The organism is gamma proteobacterium symbiont of Scutellera amethystina (genome assembly GCF_059730845.1).
This window is the reverse complement of the sequence record NZ_AP035935.1, coordinates 632194-650786: the sequence shown is the minus strand read 5'-3', so window position 1 is coordinate 650786 and position 18593 is coordinate 632194. Positions and strand designations below refer to the sequence as shown.

Genomic DNA, 18593 nt, shown 5'->3' with positions numbered 1-18593 from the left:
CTTCATCAATGGCCGTCATGGTAGCTAAAATAGTATGACGAACGCGTTAGGGTGGTGAAAAAACAACACATTGTCACCCCACTCATTATGGCCGCCGGCGTTAAATTGTCATGGCGTCGCAACAAATTAATGGGTTACGAACGCGCTACATTCTAACGACAGCTAAGGCCGTTGTCTTTAAGATTCAGGAGAGTGCATGGAGTTCAGTGTAAAAAGCGGTAGCCCGGAAAAACAGCGCAGCGCCTGCATTGTGGTTGGCGTTTTCGAACCGCGTCGTCTGTCACCGATTGCCGAGCAGCTGGATAAGATCAGCGATGGCTACATCAGCGCGCTGCTGCGCCGCGGTGAGCTGGAGGGCAAAGTGGGCCAGACGCTGCTGCTGCACCATGTGCCAAATATCCTGTCCGAACGTATCCTGCTGATCGGCTGTGGTAAAGAGCGTGAGCTGGATGAGCGCCAGTACAAACAGGTGATTCAGAAAACCATCAATACCCTGAACGATACCGGTTCGATGGAAGCGGTGTGCTTCCTGACCGAACTGCACGTTAAAGGGCGCAATACCTACTGGAAAGTGCGTCAGGCGGTAGAAACCTCTAAAGAGGCGCTGTACAACTTCGACCAGCTGAAGAGCAACAAAGTTGAGCCGCGCCGTCCGCTGCGCAAGCTGGTGTTCAACGTGCCGACCCGCCGTGAGCTGACCAGCGGTGAGCGCGCTATTCAGCATGGCCTGGCCGTTGCCGCCGGCGTCAAAGCGGCGAAAGACCTGAGCAATATGCCGCCGAATATTTGTAACGCCGCGTATCTGGCGTCGCAGGCACGTCAGCTGGCCGATGCGTACAGCAAAAACGTTACCACCCGCGTGATTGGCGAACAGCAGATGAAAGAGCTGGGCATGAACGCCTATCTGGCGGTCGGTGCCGGTTCGCACAACGAGTCGCTGATGTCGGTGATTGAGTACAAAGGCAGCAGCGACGCCGATGCGCGCCCTATCGTGCTGGTAGGTAAAGGGCTGACCTTTGACTCCGGCGGCATCTCCATCAAGCCTGCCGAGGCGATGGATGAGATGAAATATGACATGTGCGGCGCGGCGTCGGTGTACGGTGTGATGCGCATGGTGGCGGAGCTGAATCTGCCGCTGAACGTGGTCGGCGTGCTGGTGGGCTGTGAAAACATGCCGGACGGACGCGCGATGCGTCCGGGCGACGTGCTGACCACTATGTCTGGCCAGACGGTTGAAGTGCTGAATACCGATGCCGAGGGCCGCCTGGTGCTGTGCGATGCGCTGACCTACGTTGAGCGCTTCGATCCGGAAGTGGTGATTGACGTCGCTACCCTGACCGGCGCCTGCGTGATCGCGCTGGGCCATCACGTCAGCGGGTTGATGTCGAACCACAATCCGCTGGCGCACGAGCTGATCAGCGCATCAGAGCAGTCGGGCGACCGCGCGTGGCGTCTGCCGATGGCCGATGAGTATCAGGAGCAGCTGGAATCTAACTTTGCCGATATGGCCAACATTGGTGGCCGTCCGGGCGGCGCAATTACCGCCGCCTGCTTCCTGGCACGCTTTGCGCGCAAGTTTAACTGGGCGCATTTGGATATCGCCGGCACCGCCTGGCGCTCCGGCAAAGCCAAAGGCGCGACCGGCCGTCCGGTGCCGCTGCTGTCGCAGTTCCTGCTGAACCGCGCTGGCCTGAACGGCGACGATTAAGAGCCGGGGCGAATGCTGCAACGGTGCGTATGAATGCGTTTGAAAGCGTGCGGCCATTGGAACGGTGCGCATGAATGCGCACCCTACGGGTGTGATGGTGCGTATAAATACGTTAAATACCGTGCGGCCATTGATACGGTGCGCATGAATGCGTTTGACGCCGTGCGGCCATTGAAACGGTGCGCATGAATGCGTTAAATACCGTGCGGCCATTGATACGGTGCGCATGAATGCGCACCCTACGGTGTAGGGTCGCCGTTCACGGCGACCTGATTATCAGCCGCACGGTTTACAGGGTCGCCGTTGATGGCGACCTTATTATTGGACGCCGCAATCTTACTGTCGCACAATGCGCCCCACTGTCATTGATGGAAATAACCTGCCATGAAAAACGCCACCTTCTTCGTCATGGAGTCTGAAAGCGCCAGCGACGGTTTAAGCGCCATCGAAGCGCTGGTGTGCGATTTGGCCGCCAGCCGCTGGCGAGACGGTAAGCGCATCCTGATTGCCTGCGAAGATGAACAGCAGGCCAATCGGCTGGATGAGGCACTGTGGCAGCGTCCGGCCAACGCCTTTGTGCCGCACAACCTGGCCGGCGAAGGCCCGCGCTACGGCGCGCCGGTTGAGCTGGCCTGGCCACAGCGACGCGGCAGTGCACCGCGCGATCTGCTGATCAGCCTGCTGCCGCAGTTTGCAGATTTTGCTACCGGTTTCCATGAAGTGATAGACTTCGTACCTTATGAAGAATCCCTGAAACAACTGGCGCGTGACCGCTATAAAGCGTATCGCAGCGTTGGTTTCCAATTGAATACGGCGACGCCACCCCCGCCGCAAACGACATAGCAGATATGGAAAAGACATATAACCCGCAAGATATCGAGCAGCCGCTCTACGAGCACTGGGAACAGCAGGGCTACTTCAAACCGAATGGCGATACCAGCCAGGAAAGCTTTTGCATCATGATCCCGCCGCCGAACGTCACCGGTAGCTTGCATATGGGTCACGCCTTCCAGCAAACCATCATGGATACCATGATCCGCTACCAGCGCATGCAGGGTAAAAACACCCTGTGGCAGGCAGGTACGGACCACGCCGGTATCGCCACGCAGATGGTGGTTGAGCGCAAGATCGCCGCTGAAGAGGGCAAAACGCGTCAGGATTACGGTCGTGACGCCTTTATCGAAAAAATCTGGCAGTGGAAGGCTGAATCCGGCGGCACCATCACCCGCCAGATGCGTCGCCTCGGCAACTCGGTTGACTGGGAGCGCGAGCGCTTCACCATGGATGAAGGCTTGTCCAACGCGGTGAAAGAAGTCTTCGTCCGTCTGTACAAAGAAAACCTGATTTACCGTGGCAAGCGCCTGGTGAACTGGGACCCGAAACTGCGCACGGCGATCTCTGACCTCGAAGTGGAAAACCGCGAGAGCAAAGGCTCAATGTGGCACATTCGCTATCCGCTGGCGGACGGCGTGAAAACTGCCGAAGGCAAAGATTACCTGGTGGTGGCCACTACCCGTCCGGAAACCCTGCTGGGCGATACCGGCGTGGCGGTCAACCCGGAAGATCCACGTTATAAAGATCTGATCGGCAAAGAGGTGATCCTGCCGCTGGTGAACCGTCGTATTCCGATCGTCGGCGACGAACACGCCGATATGGAGAAAGGCACCGGCTGCGTGAAGATCACCCCGGCGCATGACTTCAACGACTACGAAGTGGGCCGTCGTCACAAGCTGCCGATGATCAACATTCTGACCTTTGATGGCGACATCCGCGAGCGTGCGGAAGTGTTCGACACCAACGGTGAAGTCAGCGATGCCTGTTCCGATGAAATTCCGCCGCAGTTCCAGAAGATGGAGCGTTTCGCCGCGCGTAAAGCGATTGTCGCCGCCGTTGACGAGCTCGGCCTGCTCGACGAAATCAAACCACACGATCTGACGGTGCCGTACGGCGACCGCGGCGGCGTGGTGATCGAGCCGATGCTGACCGATCAGTGGTACGTGCGCACGGCCCCGCTGGCGAAAGTCGCGGTGGAAGCGGTAGAAAACGGCGACATTCAGTTTGTGCCGAAGCAGTACGAAAACATGTACTTCTCATGGATGCGCGACATCCAGGACTGGTGCATTTCGCGTCAGCTGTGGTGGGGCCACCGTATTCCGGCCTGGTACGACAACAACGGTAACGTCTATGTCGGCCGCAGCGAAGAAGAAGTGCGTCAGGAAAACAATCTGGCCGCCGACGTGACGCTGCGCCAGGATGACGACGTGCTTGATACCTGGTTCTCTTCCGGCCTGTGGACATTCTCTACGCTGGGCTGGCCGGAGAATACCGAAGCGCTGCGCACCTTCCATCCTACCAGCGTGCTGGTGAGCGGCTTCGACATCATCTTCTTCTGGATTGCGCGCATGATCATGCTGACCATGCACTTCATCAAAGATGAGAACGGCAAGCCGCAGGTACCGTTTAAAACCGTCTACATGACTGGTTTGATCCGCGATGAAGAAGGCCAGAAGATGTCCAAGTCGAAAGGCAACGTCATCGATCCGCTGGATATGGTAGACGGCATTTCGCTGGAAGATCTGCTGGAGAAACGCACCGGCAATATGATGCAGCCGCAGCTGGCCGAGAAGATTCGCAAACGCACCGAGAAGCAGTTCCCGGACGGTATAGTGCCTTCCGGCACCGATGCGCTGCGCTTCACCCTCGCCGCGCTGGCGTCCACCGGTCGTGACATCAACTGGGATATGAAGCGACTGGAAGGCTACCGCAACTTCTGTAACAAGCTGTGGAACGCCAGCCGCTTCGTGCTGATGAACACCGAAGATCAGGATTGCGGCCAGAACGGCGGCGAGCTGAAGCTGTCGCTGGCGGATCGCTGGATTCTGACGGAATTCAACAGCACCGTGAAAGCGTACCGTGAAGCGCTGGATAGCTATCGCTTTGATATCGCTGCCAACATTCTGTACGACTTCACCTGGAACCAGTTCTGTGACTGGTATCTGGAGCTGACCAAGCCGGTGATGAACAGCGGCAGCGAAGCGGAGCTGCGCGGCACGCGCAACACGCTGGTGACGGTACTGGAAGCGTTGCTGCGTCTGGCGCATCCGATCATCCCGTTCATTACCGAGACCATCTGGCAGCGCGTGAAAGTGCTGAAGAACATCGACCACGATACCATCATGCTGCAGCCGTTCCCGCAGTATGACGCGGCGAAGGAAGACGCGGAAGCGAAGGCCGATATCGAGTGGATGAAGCAGGCGATTGTGGCGGTACGTAATATCCGTGCCGAAATGAACATCGCGCCGAGCAAGCCGCTCGACGTGCTGCTGCGCGACTGCTCGCCGGCGGCGCAGCGTCGTGTTGAAGAGAACCGCAACTTCCTGTCGCGCCTGGCGCGTCTGGAGAGCCTGACCATTCTGCCAGCCGGCGAGAAAGGTCCGGTCTCGGTGACCAAGATTGTTGATGGCGCAGAGCTGCTGATCCCGATGGCAGATCTGGTCAACAAGGAAGCCGAGCTGGAGCGTCTGGCGAAAGAGCTGGTGAAGCTGGATGTCGAGATCGAGAAGATTCAGACCAAACTGGCTAACGAAGGCTTTGTATCGCGCGCACCGGAAGCGGTGGTGGCGAAAGAGCGCGAGCGCGTAGCCGAGCTGGAGCAATCAAAAGCAAAACTGATTGAACAGCAGGGAGTGATTGCGGCATTGTAAGCGCTTCAGTCCTGACGCTTAATCGAAGCCGGGCACTGCCCGGCTTTTTTCTATCGGAAGATTATGATGACCACCGCCACGCCACTTAACCTGCAGGTGCGCCCGATTGTCGCCGCCGATAATCCGCGGATTGCGCAGGTGATCCGCGATGTCTCCGCCGAGTTCGGCCTGACGGCGGATAAAGGTTATACCGTGTCCGACCCGCAGCTCGATCGGTTGTTTGAACTTTACAGTGCGGCGGACAGCGCTTACTGGATCGTGGAGCATGAAGGTCAGGTGGTCGGCGGCGGCGGCGTGGCGCCACTGGCCTGCAGCGCACCGGATATCTGTGAGTTGCAGAAGATGTATTTCCTGCCGTCGGTGCGCGGACTGGGGTTAGCGCGCGAACTGGCGCTGCGCGCAATGGATTTTGCCCGCCAGCGCGGGTTCCGGCGCTGCTACCTGGAGACCACCGGCAGCCTGACGCGTGCCATTAAACTCTATCAGTCGCTGGGCTTTGAACAGATTGCGGACGCGATGGGCTGTACCGGCCACGTGGATTGCGAAGTGAGAATGCTGCGGGTGTTGTGAGGGAAAAACCACTCACTTCTCTACCGCAACGCCCTGCGCCAGCTGACCAATTAACGCCCCCAGCGTCTCTACCGCCGCCTCGGCGCGTGCATCCCATGGCCAGGCGGTGTTGAAACGGAAGCAGTGGCTGAAACTCTCGCTGCTGGAAAACAGCTGGCCCGGCGCAATACTGATGCCCTGCTGTAGCGCCAGATGATACAGCTGCGTGGCGTTAATCTGCTCCGGCAAGGTAATCCACAAAAAGTAGCCACCGGGCGTATCGCTGATGTGCGACTCGGCGGGCAGCACGCGGCGCAGCGCCTGCTGTGCCAGCTGTTTGCGCTTCGCCAGCGTCTGACGCAGCTTTTTCAGATGCGTGTCATAGCTGCGGGTGCTGAGAAAATCCGCCAGCGCCAGCTGCATCGGCGCGCTGGTCGAGAGCGTACTCATCATCTGAATACGCTGCACGCGCTGCGCATAGCGCCCCGCCGCGACCCAGCCCACGCGAAATCCCGCCACCAGATTTTTCGAAAAGCTGCCGCAGTGCAGCACGTAACCCTCGCGGTCGAACGCTCTGGCCGGCAACGGCTTATCGTGGCCGTGATACAGGTCGCTGTAGACGTCGTCCTCTATCATCGCCACCTGATAACGCGTCAGCAGTGCCACCAGCTGCTGTTTGCGCTCGGCGCTGAGCGTAAAGCCGAGCGGATTCTGCCGGTTGGTCATCAGCCAGCAGGCTTTCACCGGCCAGCGCTGCAGCGCCTGCTCCAGCTCATCCAGATCGATGCCCTGCTCCACATCGCTGGCGATAGCTATCGCGTTCAGCTTGAGCCGTTCAATCGCCTGCAACGCGCCGTAAAATGAAGGGTTCTCGATCACCACCCAGTCGCCCGGTTCGGTCACCGCCTGCAGACTGAGGTTCAGCGCTTCCATCGCACCGTTGGTAATAACGATGTCATCCGGCGATAGCGTAATGCCCTGCTGCGCATAACGCTGGGCGAGGATTTTTCGCAGCGCTTCATTACCGGGCGGCAGATTATTCAGGGCATCGGTGGGTTTAAGATTGTGCGAGACCTTCACCAGCGAACGCATCAGCTGGCGCTGGGGAAACAGTTCCGGATCGGGGAAGGCAGAACCAAACGGCATGATAGCCGGATCGCGCGTCGCCTGCAGCACATCAAACACGAAGCTGTTGGTATCGGCCTGGTCGGTTTTAGCGATCGCCTGGGTTGGCAAACGCGGACGGCTCTCCGCCGCGCGCGGTGCCACGTAGTAGCCCGACTGCGGCTTCGACACTATCCAGCCCTGGCTTTCCAGCACCTCGTAAGCGTGCATCACCGTCATCAGGCTGAGCCCGCTCTGCTCCGCCTGCTGGCGCAGCGACGGCAGCTTTTCACCCGGCGGCCAGATGCGTGCTTCGATTTGCGTACGTAGCTGATCTACCAGCTGCTGGTATTTGGCCATGGCGCCTCCGCTGCGGAAATGTCGCGCGCCAGTTTACATGGATTGGTTCGGAGAGGATATCGCGTCCTCAGAGACATTCAGAACTGATGTTGCACCGTACGACTGGAAGCTGAGCGAAGGTGTCGGGGATGCTGCGGCTTTTTTTGTTGGGTTGGGTGCGGTCTGGCCCTCACCCCGGCCCTCTCCCGCACGCGGGAGAGGGTGAAAAGACACGCAGCGCGCACGCGGTAAAGGGAGAAAAGACACACAGCGCGCGCGGGAGAGAGGAATAACAGGCGGCAGAAAACAGCCCCTACTCCGCCGTCAGCGCCGCGGGTTTGTCTTTAACAAAGTCCGGTAGCTCGCTGATGCGCTCTGGCGGCAGCGGTTTGCCCAGCAGGAAGCCCTGCAGGGTGTCGCAGCCGAGCCCGGTAAGGAACGCCTGTTGATCCTGGGTTTCCACGCCTTCGGCCACCACTTTGAGATCCAGCGACTGCGCCAGTGCGACGATGGCGGAGACGATGGTTGCGTCTTCCGATTTCGCCTGCAGCTCGTTAACAAAGGCGCGGTCGATTTTCAGCTCGCTGGCCGGTAAGCGCTTGAGATACAGCAGGCTGGAGTAGCCGGTGCCGAAGTCATCAATCGAGGCTTTTACCCCCATGCTGGTCAGCTCGGTGAGAATGCGCACGCTCTCTTCCGGATCGCGCATCGCCGTGGTTTCGGTGACTTCCAGCGTCAGCAGCTCCGCCGGGATCTGGTGCTGTTCCAGCGCCTGCGTCACGGTGTCGACCAGGTTGCACTGCTCAAACTGCAAGGCAGAGAGGTTCACCGCCACCGACCAGTGCGGATGGCCCTGCTGATGCCAGATGTGCAGCTGGCGGCAGGCTTCGTTGATCACCCAGTTGCCGATATTAATGATCATGCCGGTCTTCTCGGCAATCGGCAAAAACTTGTCCGGCGTCAGCAGGCCGCGCGTCGGGTGCTGCCAGCGCAGCAGCGCTTCGAAGCCAATGATCGGCCCGCTCGGCGCGCAGTACTTAGGCTGATAGAACAAACGCAGCTCGTTGCTATCCAGCGCCTGCCACAGATCGTTATTAAGCTGCAGCTGCGACTGCGCCAGCGTGTTCATGGACGGCTGGAAGAAGTTGTAGCCGTTGCGGCCGTTGTTCTTGGTGTGATACATCGCGGCGTCGGCGTTAAACATCAGCTCGCGCTCGTCCTTGCCATCACCAGGATAAACGGCGATGCCGATACTCAGCGACACCATCAGCTCGTAGCGTGACACGCTAAACGGGCGATCCACGGCTTTTACCAGCGCATCCGCCACCGCTGCGGCATCGTTGGGATCGCCGATCTCAATCAGCAGCACAAACTCGTCACCGCCCAGCCGCGCCAGCGTGTAGTGCCCTTTCATCTGGTCAGTCATGCGTTCGGTTACCGCAATCAGCAGGTTATCGCCGACGTGGTGACCAAAGGCATCGTTGACCGCTTTGAAACCGTCGAGATCCATAAACATCAGCGCAAACTGCGAGCGCTCGCGGTTGGCCTTGTTGATCGCCTGCTCGAGGCGATCCTCCAGCAGGATGCGGTTCGGCAGTCGCGTCAGGTTATCGTGCAGCGCCAGCTGGGCCAGCTCGCGGTTGGCCTCTGCCAGCGAGCGCGCGAGGATCGAGGTGCGCGCCTGCATACGCGCGTCGAGCATCGAAACCAGCAGCGTAATGCCGAGGATCGCCAGCGTCACTACCGTAACCAGCATCGCCAGCCAGTCGCTGTTCACGCCGTGATGCGTGGCGTGGCTGTGCATCGGGAAGTTCGCCGCCGCCATGCCGGTATAGTGCATGCCGGCAATGGCGCAGCCCATCACCACGGCCGCCCCGACGCGCAGTAGCGTGACGCGGCCATGCCCTTCGCGCAGGTTGAACGCCAGCCACAGCGCGGCACCGGAAGCCACCAGCGCAATCAGCACCGAAACCGCAATCCAGCCCCAGTTCCAGCTGATGCCCGGCTCAAACATCAGCGCCGCCATGCCGGTGTAGTGCATCGCCACCACGCCGGAACCCAGTACCAGCGCGCCGCCCAGCAGCCGTCGCCACGGCAAGTCGCCGGACGAGCACACCAGCCACAGGGCAAAGATGGAGGCAAGAATCGCCACCACCATTGAGGCGGCGGTAAGCAGCGGATCGTAGCTCATCACCATATCCAGGCTCATCGACAGCATGCCGATAAAGTGCATGGCCCAGATGCCCACGCCCATGGCGAAACCGCCGCCCAGCAGCCAGACCAGCGCCACCCGGCCGGTGGAGGAAGCGACGCGCCCCGCCATATCCAGCGCGGTAAACGAGGCCAGCATCGCTACCAGTATCGAAACGAGAACGGTAAACGCATCGTACGAAGTCACTAACATAGTGATTTCCCATATAAAAAAGCTGCGTTAAGTCAGCTGTGGTGTTGTTGAAATGAAAAAGAAAATGTTGGTTTTATAATTGAAATTATCGGCAGACCGGCTGCCGATATGAGTCACTGAACGATGAAAGCTTCCGATGTGAAGGAGAACAAAAATTGCTGGTCAGGCGCCGGTGAGCGGCAGCACGTTATCAGGAAAGTGCGGCGCAATCGGCGTTGACGCGGTGAATTCGCCGATGCGCTCCGCTGGCGTCGGTTTGCCCAGCAGATACCCCTGCAGCGTGTCAAAGCCGAGACCGGTCAGCAGGCGCTGCTGCTCTTCGGTCTCCACGCCCTCCGCCACCATGCGCAGGTTAAGGCTTTGCGCCAGCGTCAGCATGGCGGTCACCACGGTTGCATCCTCACTGTCGGCACGCAGGCTGTTAATGAAGGCGCGATCAATTTTCAGTTCGCTGGCCTCAAGATGTTTGAGGTGCAGCAGATTGGCGTAGCCAATGCCGAAGTTGTCAATGGCCACTTTGACGCCAAGCCGCTGCAGTTCGGCGATGCGCTGCTGGCTGAACTGCGGATCGCGCATGGCGATGTTTTCCGTGATTTCCAGCATCAGCGCGCCTTCCGGCAGCTGATAGCGCTGCAGCGTCTGGCGCAGCGTGTCGATCAGATCGCGCTGATGAAACTGCAGTGCGGACAGGTTAACCGAGACGCTCCAGTCGCGATTGCCCTCGTCATGCCACTGCCGCAGCTGGCGGCAGGCTTCGTTGATCACCCAGTTGCCGAGCGCCACAATCTGGCCGGTTTTCTCGGCGCGCGCCAGAAACATATCCGGCATCAGCAAGCCGCGGCGCGGATGCTGCCAGCGCAGTAACGCCTCAAAACCCATCAGAATGGTCCCGCCCGCGCGAAACTTCGGCTGGTAGAACAGGCGCATCTCCTGGCACTCCAGCGCGTTCCATAAATCGTTGGCCAGCGCCAGCTGATGCTGCGCCACCGCGCTCATCACTGGCTCAAACAGGCTCCAGCCGTTACGCCCGCTGTGCTTGGTGTGGTACATGGCCGAGTCAGCGTTAAACATCATCTCCTGCGGGCTGCGGCCATGCTGCGGGAAGATCACGATGCCGATGCTGAGCGAGACGCGCAGCGAGTAACGATCCAGCTCAAACGGCGCATCAATGCTGTGCACCAGCCGCTGCGCCAGCGCTTCAGCCTGGGTTGCCGCGTACTGCGGACACAGCATGACAAACTCATCGCCGCCGAGGCGCGCCAGCAAAATGTCCGCATCCAGCTGGGTGCGCAGCCGTTCCGCCACGGCGACCAGTAAACGATCGCCGACGTGATGCCCCCAGGTATCGTTCACCGCTTTGAAGCCGTCGAGATCCATAAACATCAGGGCAAAGGGCTGGTCATCCAGCGTCGCCTGTTTGATTTGCGTGCTGAGCTGCTGGTCGAGCATCACGCGATTAGGCAGTGCGGTGAGAGTATCGTGCAGCGCCAGCTGGCGCAGCTCGCTGTTGGCGCGCCGCAGCCGGGCGGCAAGACGCGCCGCGCGCAGCTGGGCGTCCAGCATAGAGATCAGCAGCGTCAGACCGAGAATGGTGAGCGTGATGATGGTTACCCACACCGCCAGCCCCTCCTGCCCCATGCCGTGGTGCTGCATGCTGCCGGGCGCGCTGAACTGCGCGGCCGCCATGCCGGTGTAGTGCATGCCGGCAATCGCCACCCCCATCGCCAGCGCCGCGCAGGCGCGCATCAGCAGCAGGCTCTCGCCATGGCGCAGATGGAATGCCAGCCACAGCGCGGCACCGGATGCGCCGTAGGCAATCAGTACCGACAACGCCACCAGGCGCAAATCCCAGTGAATGGCGGGTTCGATCAGCAGCGCCAGCATGCCGAGATAGTGCATGGCAACCACGCCGCTGCCGAGGATCACTGTGCCGCGCAGCAGCCGGCGGCGCGTCAGATGGCTGCCCTGCAGGCCCTGCGCAAAGGCGAAGATGCTGGTGAGAATTGCCAGCAGCAGCGAGAAGGCGGTGAGCGGAATGTCATAGCGCATGGTCATCGGCATCATCATCGCCAGCATGCCAATGAAGTGCATCGCCCAGATGCCAATCCCCATCGCCGTACCGCCGGCCACCAGCCACAGCTTCGCCAGCAGGCCGCGCGACACGGCGACGCGCCCGGCGGTATCCAGCGCCGTAAACGCCGCGATAAACGCCACAATCAGCGAAACGGCAACCAGAACGCTATCCCAGGTAACCAGCAACATGTGCGCTCCTCAACTCAACCCGCGGCGGCGCAGGTGCGGTATCGTCAATTAACAACAGAAAAAGTGAAAACATCAATGTGAGGCAGGTAATGACCACCAGCGATGCGGCAATATAAAAACAGATCCATAAATAACTGGAGGTATTGCACGGCTATTTTTTATTCTCATCGTCTGTCGCGGCCGGGAAAAGTAATGATATCTGATTAATGCATGAACATAGCATTGAACCTGAAGTCGCGGTAGAGGGGGGAATCACTTGCCGTTTGGTTTTTTTAACGGGCCGCCAGCCCTTGTTATAACTGCATTACCGGGGAAAAGGAGAAATTGATTAGCGAAAATTCTCCGGTGCGTTGTACAAGCGGCAAAAGGGTGTTCTATAGTAAATAAAACTGATATAAATCACTAACTCAGCCTTTAAGAATTTTCTTAGGTGGCAGGGCATTAAGTTCGTTTGCCGATCGCGGCGTCTTGTTATTTACGGGTTCGTTTCATTAATAAATCACCAGGCGAAAAAGCACTGACATTGGATAATCAGTAAGGATTGATTATGAAACTCAAGCTTTTTCTTTTGGCTACCAGCCTGAGCGCCGCGCTCGCCCCTGCAACGGTTTTTGCTGCCACCACAACGGGAACCATCAATGCCACATTGACGCTCACCACCGGCTGTCTGGTGAACGGTCAGTCCGCCACCAGCGGGGTTAACTTCGGTACCCTGAACTTCGGTAGCAGCGCTGCAACCTTTGATACCTTAAACGCCACCCTGGTGGGGGCATCCGGGAACGGCATTTTTGTCCGCTGCACCACCGGCCAGACCTTTAATGTGCAGGTCACCAGCAGTAATCCGGCACCAGCCACCATTTACGGTACGGTGAGCGGCCAGCCGCGTTACCTGATCCTCGGCTCCAACAATACGCAGGGCATTGCTTACACGCTGTACAGCGACGCCGCGTTTACCACCGCCATCGCCAACAACACCAACATTGCCGCCAGCGGCACCACCGATCCGACGCTCGGCACCAACTATGCCATTTACGGTCGGGTAGTCGGCGGCGGCTTTAACCCACTGATTCCGGCCGGTACCTACACCGATACTATTAACGTGGCGGTGAACTACTAAAGCCAGCGGTGGGGTAAGAAGGATGGTCTGGCTGCTGCGTGCTGGCAGCCTGGCCCTGCTGATAGGGAGCGTCCCGGCCTGGGGTTTGCCGACGGCCACCTTCCAGGTCTCTGCGTCAGTGGTGGCAGGCTGCGTGATTTCCGGTACCAATACCGGCGTGTTTGGCACGCTGAATTTTGGCACCCAGTCGGGCGTGGCGAGCAGCAGCGTCAGCGCCAGCTACGTGCAAAGCACCACCCTCACCCTCGCCTGCACGCCGGGTACCGCACTCAGCATGAGTATCAATGGCGGCAGCAATTACACCAGCAGCCGCAATCTCAAACACACCAGTAATACCAATACCGTGGCGTACAGCCTGTATACCAACGCAGCGCACACCACGGCGATTCCGGTTAACTCGCCGGTGGCGCTGAGTTACAGCAACGCCAATAACATCGTGCTGCCGATTTATGGCCTGTTAACCCTGCCCGGCCCGACGCGCGCCGGGACCTATACCGATACGTTAACCGTCACCCTGAGCTGGTGACGGCAGCATAAAAAGGACGAAAGATGATGAGCCTGCGCGCCCTGCTTCTGTGGTTTCTTCTGGCCCTGTCGCCCGCCAGCTTCGCCGCCAACTCGCTGATGATCTGGCCGATCGATCCCGCCATCAATCCGCAGGAAAAAGCCAGCGAACTATGGCTGGAGAATCGCGGTAACGCCACCACCATCATGCAGGTGCGCATCTTCAACTGGCAGCAGATTGACGGCCAGGAACAGTATCAAACGCAGCAGCAGGTGGTCGCCAGCCCGCCGATGGTGCGGCTGGAACCGGGGCAGAAGCAGCTGGTGCGCCTGATTCGCCAGAGCGCGCCGCCCGCGGGCGTGGAGCAAGCCTATCGCGTGGTGCTGGATGAGATCCCGACGCCGCGCTCGCCGGGCGAGAATCAGGCCGGGCTAACCTTTCAGATGCGCTACTCGGTGCCGCTGTTTGTCTATGGTGATGGCCTGACGCGCGACAGCGCCAAAGCCGATCTCAGCTGGCGTCAGGTCAGCCGCGACGGCAAACGCTGGCTGGAGCTGACCAATCGCGGCAACGGCCACGCGCGCCTGAGCAACGTCACCGTCGGCGGTCGCGCGCTCGGCAACGGCCTGTTTGGCTATGTGCTGGCTAACAGCAGCCACCGCTGGCCGCTGAACAGCCCGGTGAGCGGTGAACTCGCGGCCGAGGTGAATAAAACTCACTGGCGCAGCGCTGCCGCGCGCTGATGAAGCTGACGCCGCCTCCCTGCGCGCTGGCGGTGACCAGCGTGCTGTGTTTTTCCCCGCTGAGCAGCGCAGAGACTTTCTCTGAGCTGCCACCGCCGCCTGCCGTCAGCCACAGCGCCAGCGGCCAGCAATACATGCTGGAACTGGTGGTGAACCAGCGCGAACGGGGCGAGATTGTGCCGGTCGAGCGGCGCGACGGTGAGTTCTGGCTGCGCAGCGGCGATCTGCAGCGCGCCGGCATTCCGGCGGCGAAGCTGGCTGGCGAACAGGTCGCTCCCGGTCAGTTGGGTGAGGTTAAAGTGGAATACGATGAACGCCGTCAGCGCCTGCTGCTGACGGTACCGCCCGCCTGGCTGCCGGAGCAGACGCTTGGTCAGCCGCAAAACGGCCCGCGCTACCCCGGCCAGGCCAGCAACGGCGCGCTGCTCAACTACGACCTCTACGCTACGCGCACCGACAACGCCGGTTCGCGCCTCTCCAGCTGGAACGAGCTACGCCTGTTCGGCCCGGCCGGCCAGTTCTCCAGCAACGGTGTCTATATTCAGCAGCTTGCGGGCGACACCAGCGGCCAGCAGCAGGGTTATATTCGCTACGACACCTGGTACAGCAACGAGAACGAGAACGCCGCGCTGAGCTGGCGCGCCGGCGATTTAATTACGGATGCGCTGGGCTGGAGCAACAGCGTGCGCCTTGGCGGCGTGCAGATCGCGCGTGACTTCAGCGTGCGACCGGATCTGGTTACCTACCCGCTGCCGGCCTTTAGCGGCCAGGCGGCGGTGCCGTCGTCAGTCGATCTGTTTATCAATGGTTACCGCAGCGCGCAGGCCAACGTGCAGCCGGGGCCGTGGTCGCTGACCAATGTGCCGTTCGTTAATGGGGCGGGCGATGCGGTGATCACCACCACCGACGCGGTCGGCCGTCAGGTGACGACGACGCTGCCGTTCTACGTCTCCAGCAGCCTGCTGAAAACCGGCCTGTCTGATTACGCCTTCTCCGCCGGGGCGATTCGCGAGAACTACGGCATCAAAAACTTTGATTACGGCGCAGCGGCGGCCAGCGGATCCTATCGTTACGGCCTGCGCGACTGGCTGACGCTGGAATCGCACGCCGAAGGCAGCAGTGACGTGGCGATGGGCGGTGCCGGCGCGCTGGTGAAGCTGGGCAGTCTGGGCGTCATCAACGCCGCGCTGGCGCAGAGCCAGCTGGACGGCAGGCCCGGCACCCAGTACAGCTGGGGTTACCAGTACAACAACAGCTGGTTCAGCCTCGGCACCCAGCACACGCTGCGCAGCGCGGATTTCGGCAACCTGGCGCTGGTCGGCAGCCGCGGCGATAGCGCCAACACCAGCTATTCGCTCGCCAGACGCAGCGCGCAGTACACCGCCAGCCTGTCGCTCAGCCAGTACGGCAGCCTCGGTCTGGCGTATCTGGACATCGCCGGCGGCAGCGGCGATCGCACCCGCCTGTGGAATTTATCGTGGAGTAAAAACCTGTGGGGCAATAGCAGCCTGTACATCTCCGCCAGCCGCGACCAGCAACAGGGCGACTGGAGCGGCGCGATTTCGCTGGTGATTCCGTTTGGCGAACAGAGCAGCGCATCGATCAGCGTCGAGCGCGATCAGCAGGGACAAAGCAATCAGCGCCTGTACGTGTCGCGCGCCATGCCGAGCGACGGCGGTTTTGCTTACGATGCGTCATGGGCGCATCAGGGCGGCGACAGCGGCGATTATCGTCAGGGCAGCCTGCGCTATCGCAACAACAAGATTGATACTTCCGCCGGCTTTTACGGCGACGATGACAACACCACGCAGTGGGCCGATTTCACCGGCTCGCTGGTGCTGATGGACAACCATGTGTTCGCCGCCAACAACATCAACGATGCCTTTGTGGTGGTGAAAACCCGCTATCCGGACGTGACGGTGCGCTACGAGAACCAGGCGATGGGCCGCACCGATGACGCCGGCTATTTGCTGGTGCCGTCCATCAGCAGCTATTACGGCGCGAAGTACGATATCGATACCCTCGATCTGCCGGCTGACATGACCGCGCCCAAAGTGGAGCAGCGTTTCGCGGTGAAGCGCAAAAGTGGCTATCTGCTGAATTTCCCGGTGGAGCGTCTGCGCGCCGCCAGCGTGATCCTGCACGACAGCGACGGCCAGCCGCTGCCGGTCTCCAGCCAGGTGTTGCGCCGCGATCGCGCCACCGAATATGTCGGCTGGGACGGCCTCGTGTGGATGGAAGATCTCAGCGCCAGCAACCCGATGCGCGTGGTGACGCCGGACGGCCGCCAGTGCGAGACCACGCTGGCTATCGCTGAGGGGCAGCCTAAAGCGCTGCAGACTTACGGTCCACTCACCTGCCCGCTGCCGCCTGCCGCGCCCGGTACGGCCGTGAATGCCGCCAACAACTCACAGTCAGGGATCTCACCATGAGGAAATTTCTGTTCTTGCTGCTGTGGCTGCTGCCGGCCAGCAGCTACGCGCTCTGTTCGCTTTCGGCCCCCAGCGCCAGCTTTGGCACGCAAACCACGTTTTACGTGCAGTCGACGGCGGTCAATACTTCCAGTAACACCAACGTTAACTGCGGCACCGGCACGCTCAACCTGCTGGGCAGCGATTACGTCGCCTATGCGTTTACCACCGCCAACTACCTGAGCGGCACGCGCGCCACCATGAAGGCATCGGCCAGCGGCACCGATAACGTGCCGATTCAGCTGTGCATCGACAGCGCCTGTGCCACCGAACTGCGCCAGGGCGGCAGCTATCGCTGGAACTCTTCCGCGCTGCTGGCGCTTGGCAACAGCCTCAATTTTGTCATTCCACTCTATTTCCGCACCGTGCCTGGCCAGGTGATTGCCGCCGGCAGTTACACCACCACCATCACGCTGACGGTGAGCTATAACGTGTGCGCCGGGTTGAACGTAGCTGGCGCGTGCGTCGGCACGGTGCAGAGCAGCAGCGGGACGGCGATGCCGATCACCGTGAATATGGTGATCACCAACGACTGCACCACCATTACGGCGCCGAACGTCAGCTTCGGCAGTGCCCCGCTGGTCGGTAGTTTTTCTACCGTGCAGCAGACAATTAACGTGGTGTGTTCAAAGGGCAGCACGTATACGGTAGGACTGAGTAATGGCAGCTATTACAGCGGCACCACGCGCCAGATGGCGAGCGGCACCAACCGGCTGGCGTACGATATTTATAAAGGCACCACCACCACCAATCGCTGGGGCCCGAGCGGCAGCGACCGCTGGAGCAGCGCGACCTCGACATCGCTCAACGCGGATACCGTGACGCGCAACTTTACCTATACGGCGCAGATTCTGACTACGCAGAATACGCCCGCAGCGGGCAATTACAGCGATAGCGTGGTGGTGGATGTGGCGTTTTAGCGGGCGGGTAAGGAGTGGCTGATTCCCTCATTCCCCGCCTTCTCCCGCCAGCGGGAGAAGGGGCCGATCGCGCGGGTGTTGAGGTGAAGCGCAGGTTGGTGAAACCGCACTGAACGGTTCCCTCTCCCGCATGCGGGAGAGGGTTAGGGTGAGGGCCTGCAGGCAGAGCAGGAGCTGGCTTTTCCCCTCATCCCCCGCCTTCTCCCGCCAGCGGGAGAAGGGGCCGATCGCGCGGGTGTTGAGGTGAAGTGCAGGTCTGCGAAACCGCACTGAACGGTTCCCTCTCCCGCGTGCGGGAGAGGGTTAGGGTGAGGGCCAGCGCGCAGAGCAGGAGCTGGCTTGCCCCTCATCCCCCGCCTTCTCCCGCCAGCGGGAGAAGGAGCCGACCGGGTGGATGTTTAGGTGAAGCGCAGGTTTGCGAAACCGCACCGAGCGGTTCCCTCTCCCGCGTGCGGGAGAGGGTTAGGGTGAGGGCCAGCAGGCAGAGCAGGAGCTGGCTTTTCCCCTCATCCCCCGCCTTCTCCCGCCAGCGGGAGAAGGGGCCGATCGCGCGGGTGTTGAGGTGAAGTGCAGGTCTGCGAAACCGCACTGAACGGTTCCCTCTCCCGCGTGCGGGAGAGGGTTAGGGTGAGGGCCAGCGCGCAGAGCAGCAGCAGGCTTGCGCCCTCATCCCCCGCTTTCTCCCGCCAGTGGGAGAAGGAGCCGATCGCTCGGTTGTTGAGGTGAAGTGCAGATTTGCATAACCGCACCGAGCGGTTCCCTCTCCC

The 18593-nt window shown here is 60.5% G+C and carries 12 protein-coding genes; 9 read left to right on the top strand and 3 right to left on the bottom strand.

Annotated elements, in window-relative coordinates; translation table 11 throughout:
• The first annotated feature begins 196 nt into the window (after positions 1–196).
• From pepA to AC6I79_RS03020, 4 genes are all read left to right on the top strand, one after another.
• Entirely contained in the window at positions 197–1708 is a 1512-nt protein-coding gene (gene pepA, locus AC6I79_RS03035) for a leucyl aminopeptidase (protein WP_021506719.1), read from the top strand.
• A 384-nt stretch (positions 1709–2092) separates the two neighbouring features.
• The gene (locus AC6I79_RS03030; RefSeq protein ID WP_021506718.1) at positions 2093–2551 is read left to right on the top strand and encodes a DNA polymerase III subunit chi; all 459 of its coding nucleotides are present in this window, start codon (positions 2093–2095) and stop codon (positions 2549–2551) included.
• A 5-nt stretch (positions 2552–2556) separates the two neighbouring features.
• Positions 2557–5412: a valine--tRNA ligase gene (locus tag AC6I79_RS03025; protein WP_058757216.1), complete on the top strand. Its 2856-nt coding sequence runs from the start codon at positions 2557–2559 to the stop codon at positions 5410–5412.
• 63 nt (positions 5413–5475) lie between these two features.
• Entirely contained in the window at positions 5476–5982 is a 507-nt protein-coding gene (locus AC6I79_RS03020) for a GNAT family N-acetyltransferase (protein ID WP_370586218.1), read from the top strand.
• A 12-nt stretch (positions 5983–5994) separates the two neighbouring features.
• Here the strand turns inward: AC6I79_RS03020 and AC6I79_RS03015 are convergent, their stop codons facing one another.
• From AC6I79_RS03015 to AC6I79_RS03005, 3 genes are all read right to left on the bottom strand, one after another.
• A complete protein-coding gene (locus AC6I79_RS03015; RefSeq protein ID WP_238561493.1) occupies positions 5995–7425 on the bottom strand; it encodes an aminotransferase-like domain-containing protein in 1431 nt (476 codons plus the stop codon).
• A gap of 292 nt (positions 7426–7717) precedes the next feature.
• Positions 7718–9808 carry a putative bifunctional diguanylate cyclase/phosphodiesterase gene (locus AC6I79_RS03010; RefSeq protein ID WP_031280125.1) on the bottom strand — a complete coding sequence of 697 codons (2091 nt, stop codon included), beginning with the start codon at positions 9806–9808 and terminating at the stop codon, positions 7718–7720.
• A gap of 162 nt (positions 9809–9970) precedes the next feature.
• Positions 9971–12070 carry a putative bifunctional diguanylate cyclase/phosphodiesterase gene (locus tag AC6I79_RS03005; protein ID WP_159377949.1) on the bottom strand — a complete coding sequence of 700 codons (2100 nt, stop codon included), beginning with the start codon at positions 12068–12070 and terminating at the stop codon, positions 9971–9973.
• A 547-nt stretch (positions 12071–12617) separates the two neighbouring features.
• Here AC6I79_RS03005 and AC6I79_RS03000 point away from each other — a divergent pair.
• Genes AC6I79_RS03000 through AC6I79_RS02980 form a run of 5 tightly spaced genes read left to right on the top strand, consistent with a single transcriptional unit; the run spans position 12618 to position 17826 of the window.
• Complete coding sequence (locus AC6I79_RS03000; RefSeq protein WP_021509578.1) at positions 12618–13187, top strand: spore coat protein U domain-containing protein; 570 nt, start codon at positions 12618–12620, stop codon at positions 13185–13187.
• A 22-nt stretch (positions 13188–13209) separates the two neighbouring features.
• Positions 13210–13713 carry a Csu type fimbrial protein gene (locus AC6I79_RS02995; RefSeq protein WP_058771392.1) on the top strand — a complete coding sequence of 168 codons (504 nt, stop codon included), beginning with the start codon at positions 13210–13212 and terminating at the stop codon, positions 13711–13713.
• A 23-nt stretch (positions 13714–13736) separates the two neighbouring features.
• A complete protein-coding gene (locus AC6I79_RS02990) occupies positions 13737–14435 on the top strand; it encodes a fimbrial biogenesis chaperone (protein WP_370445701.1) in 699 nt (232 codons plus the stop codon).
• Positions 14435–16867: a fimbria/pilus outer membrane usher protein gene (locus AC6I79_RS02985; protein ID WP_159377950.1), complete on the top strand. Its 2433-nt coding sequence runs from the start codon at positions 14435–14437 to the stop codon at positions 16865–16867. The genes AC6I79_RS02990 and AC6I79_RS02985 overlap by 1 nt, the downstream gene beginning before the upstream one ends.
• Positions 16864–17826, top strand: a complete 963-nt coding sequence (locus AC6I79_RS02980) for a Csu type fimbrial protein (RefSeq protein WP_141496425.1) — start codon at positions 16864–16866, stop codon at positions 17824–17826. Before AC6I79_RS02985 ends, AC6I79_RS02980 begins: the two co-directional genes overlap by 4 nt.
• Positions 17827–18593: the final 767 nt, after the last annotated feature.

Excerpts from the sequence above, each read along its gene's own strand:
- pepA (WP_021506719.1), top strand. The coding sequence starts at position 197 with ATGGAGTTCAGTGTAAAAAGCGGTAGCCCGGAAAAACAGCGCAGCGCC.
- AC6I79_RS03030 (WP_021506718.1), top strand. The coding sequence starts at position 2,093 with ATGAAAAACGCCACCTTCTTCGTCATGGAGTCTGAAAGCGCCAGCGAC.
- AC6I79_RS03025 (WP_058757216.1), top strand. The coding sequence starts at position 2,557 with ATGGAAAAGACATATAACCCGCAAGATATCGAGCAGCCGCTCTACGAG.
- AC6I79_RS03020 (WP_370586218.1), top strand. The coding sequence starts at position 5,476 with ATGATGACCACCGCCACGCCACTTAACCTGCAGGTGCGCCCGATTGTC.
- AC6I79_RS03015 (WP_238561493.1), bottom strand. The coding sequence starts at position 7,425 with ATGGCCAAATACCAGCAGCTGGTAGATCAGCTACGTACGCAAATCGAA.
- AC6I79_RS03010 (WP_031280125.1), bottom strand. The coding sequence starts at position 9,808 with ATGTTAGTGACTTCGTACGATGCGTTTACCGTTCTCGTTTCGATACTG.
- AC6I79_RS03005 (WP_159377949.1), bottom strand. The coding sequence starts at position 12,070 with ATGTTGCTGGTTACCTGGGATAGCGTTCTGGTTGCCGTTTCGCTGATT.
- AC6I79_RS03000 (WP_021509578.1), top strand. The coding sequence starts at position 12,618 with ATGAAACTCAAGCTTTTTCTTTTGGCTACCAGCCTGAGCGCCGCGCTC.
- AC6I79_RS02995 (WP_058771392.1), top strand. The coding sequence starts at position 13,210 with ATGGTCTGGCTGCTGCGTGCTGGCAGCCTGGCCCTGCTGATAGGGAGC.
- AC6I79_RS02990 (WP_370445701.1), top strand. The coding sequence starts at position 13,737 with ATGATGAGCCTGCGCGCCCTGCTTCTGTGGTTTCTTCTGGCCCTGTCG.
- AC6I79_RS02985 (WP_159377950.1), top strand. The coding sequence starts at position 14,435 with ATGAAGCTGACGCCGCCTCCCTGCGCGCTGGCGGTGACCAGCGTGCTG.
- AC6I79_RS02980 (WP_141496425.1), top strand. The coding sequence starts at position 16,864 with ATGAGGAAATTTCTGTTCTTGCTGCTGTGGCTGCTGCCGGCCAGCAGC.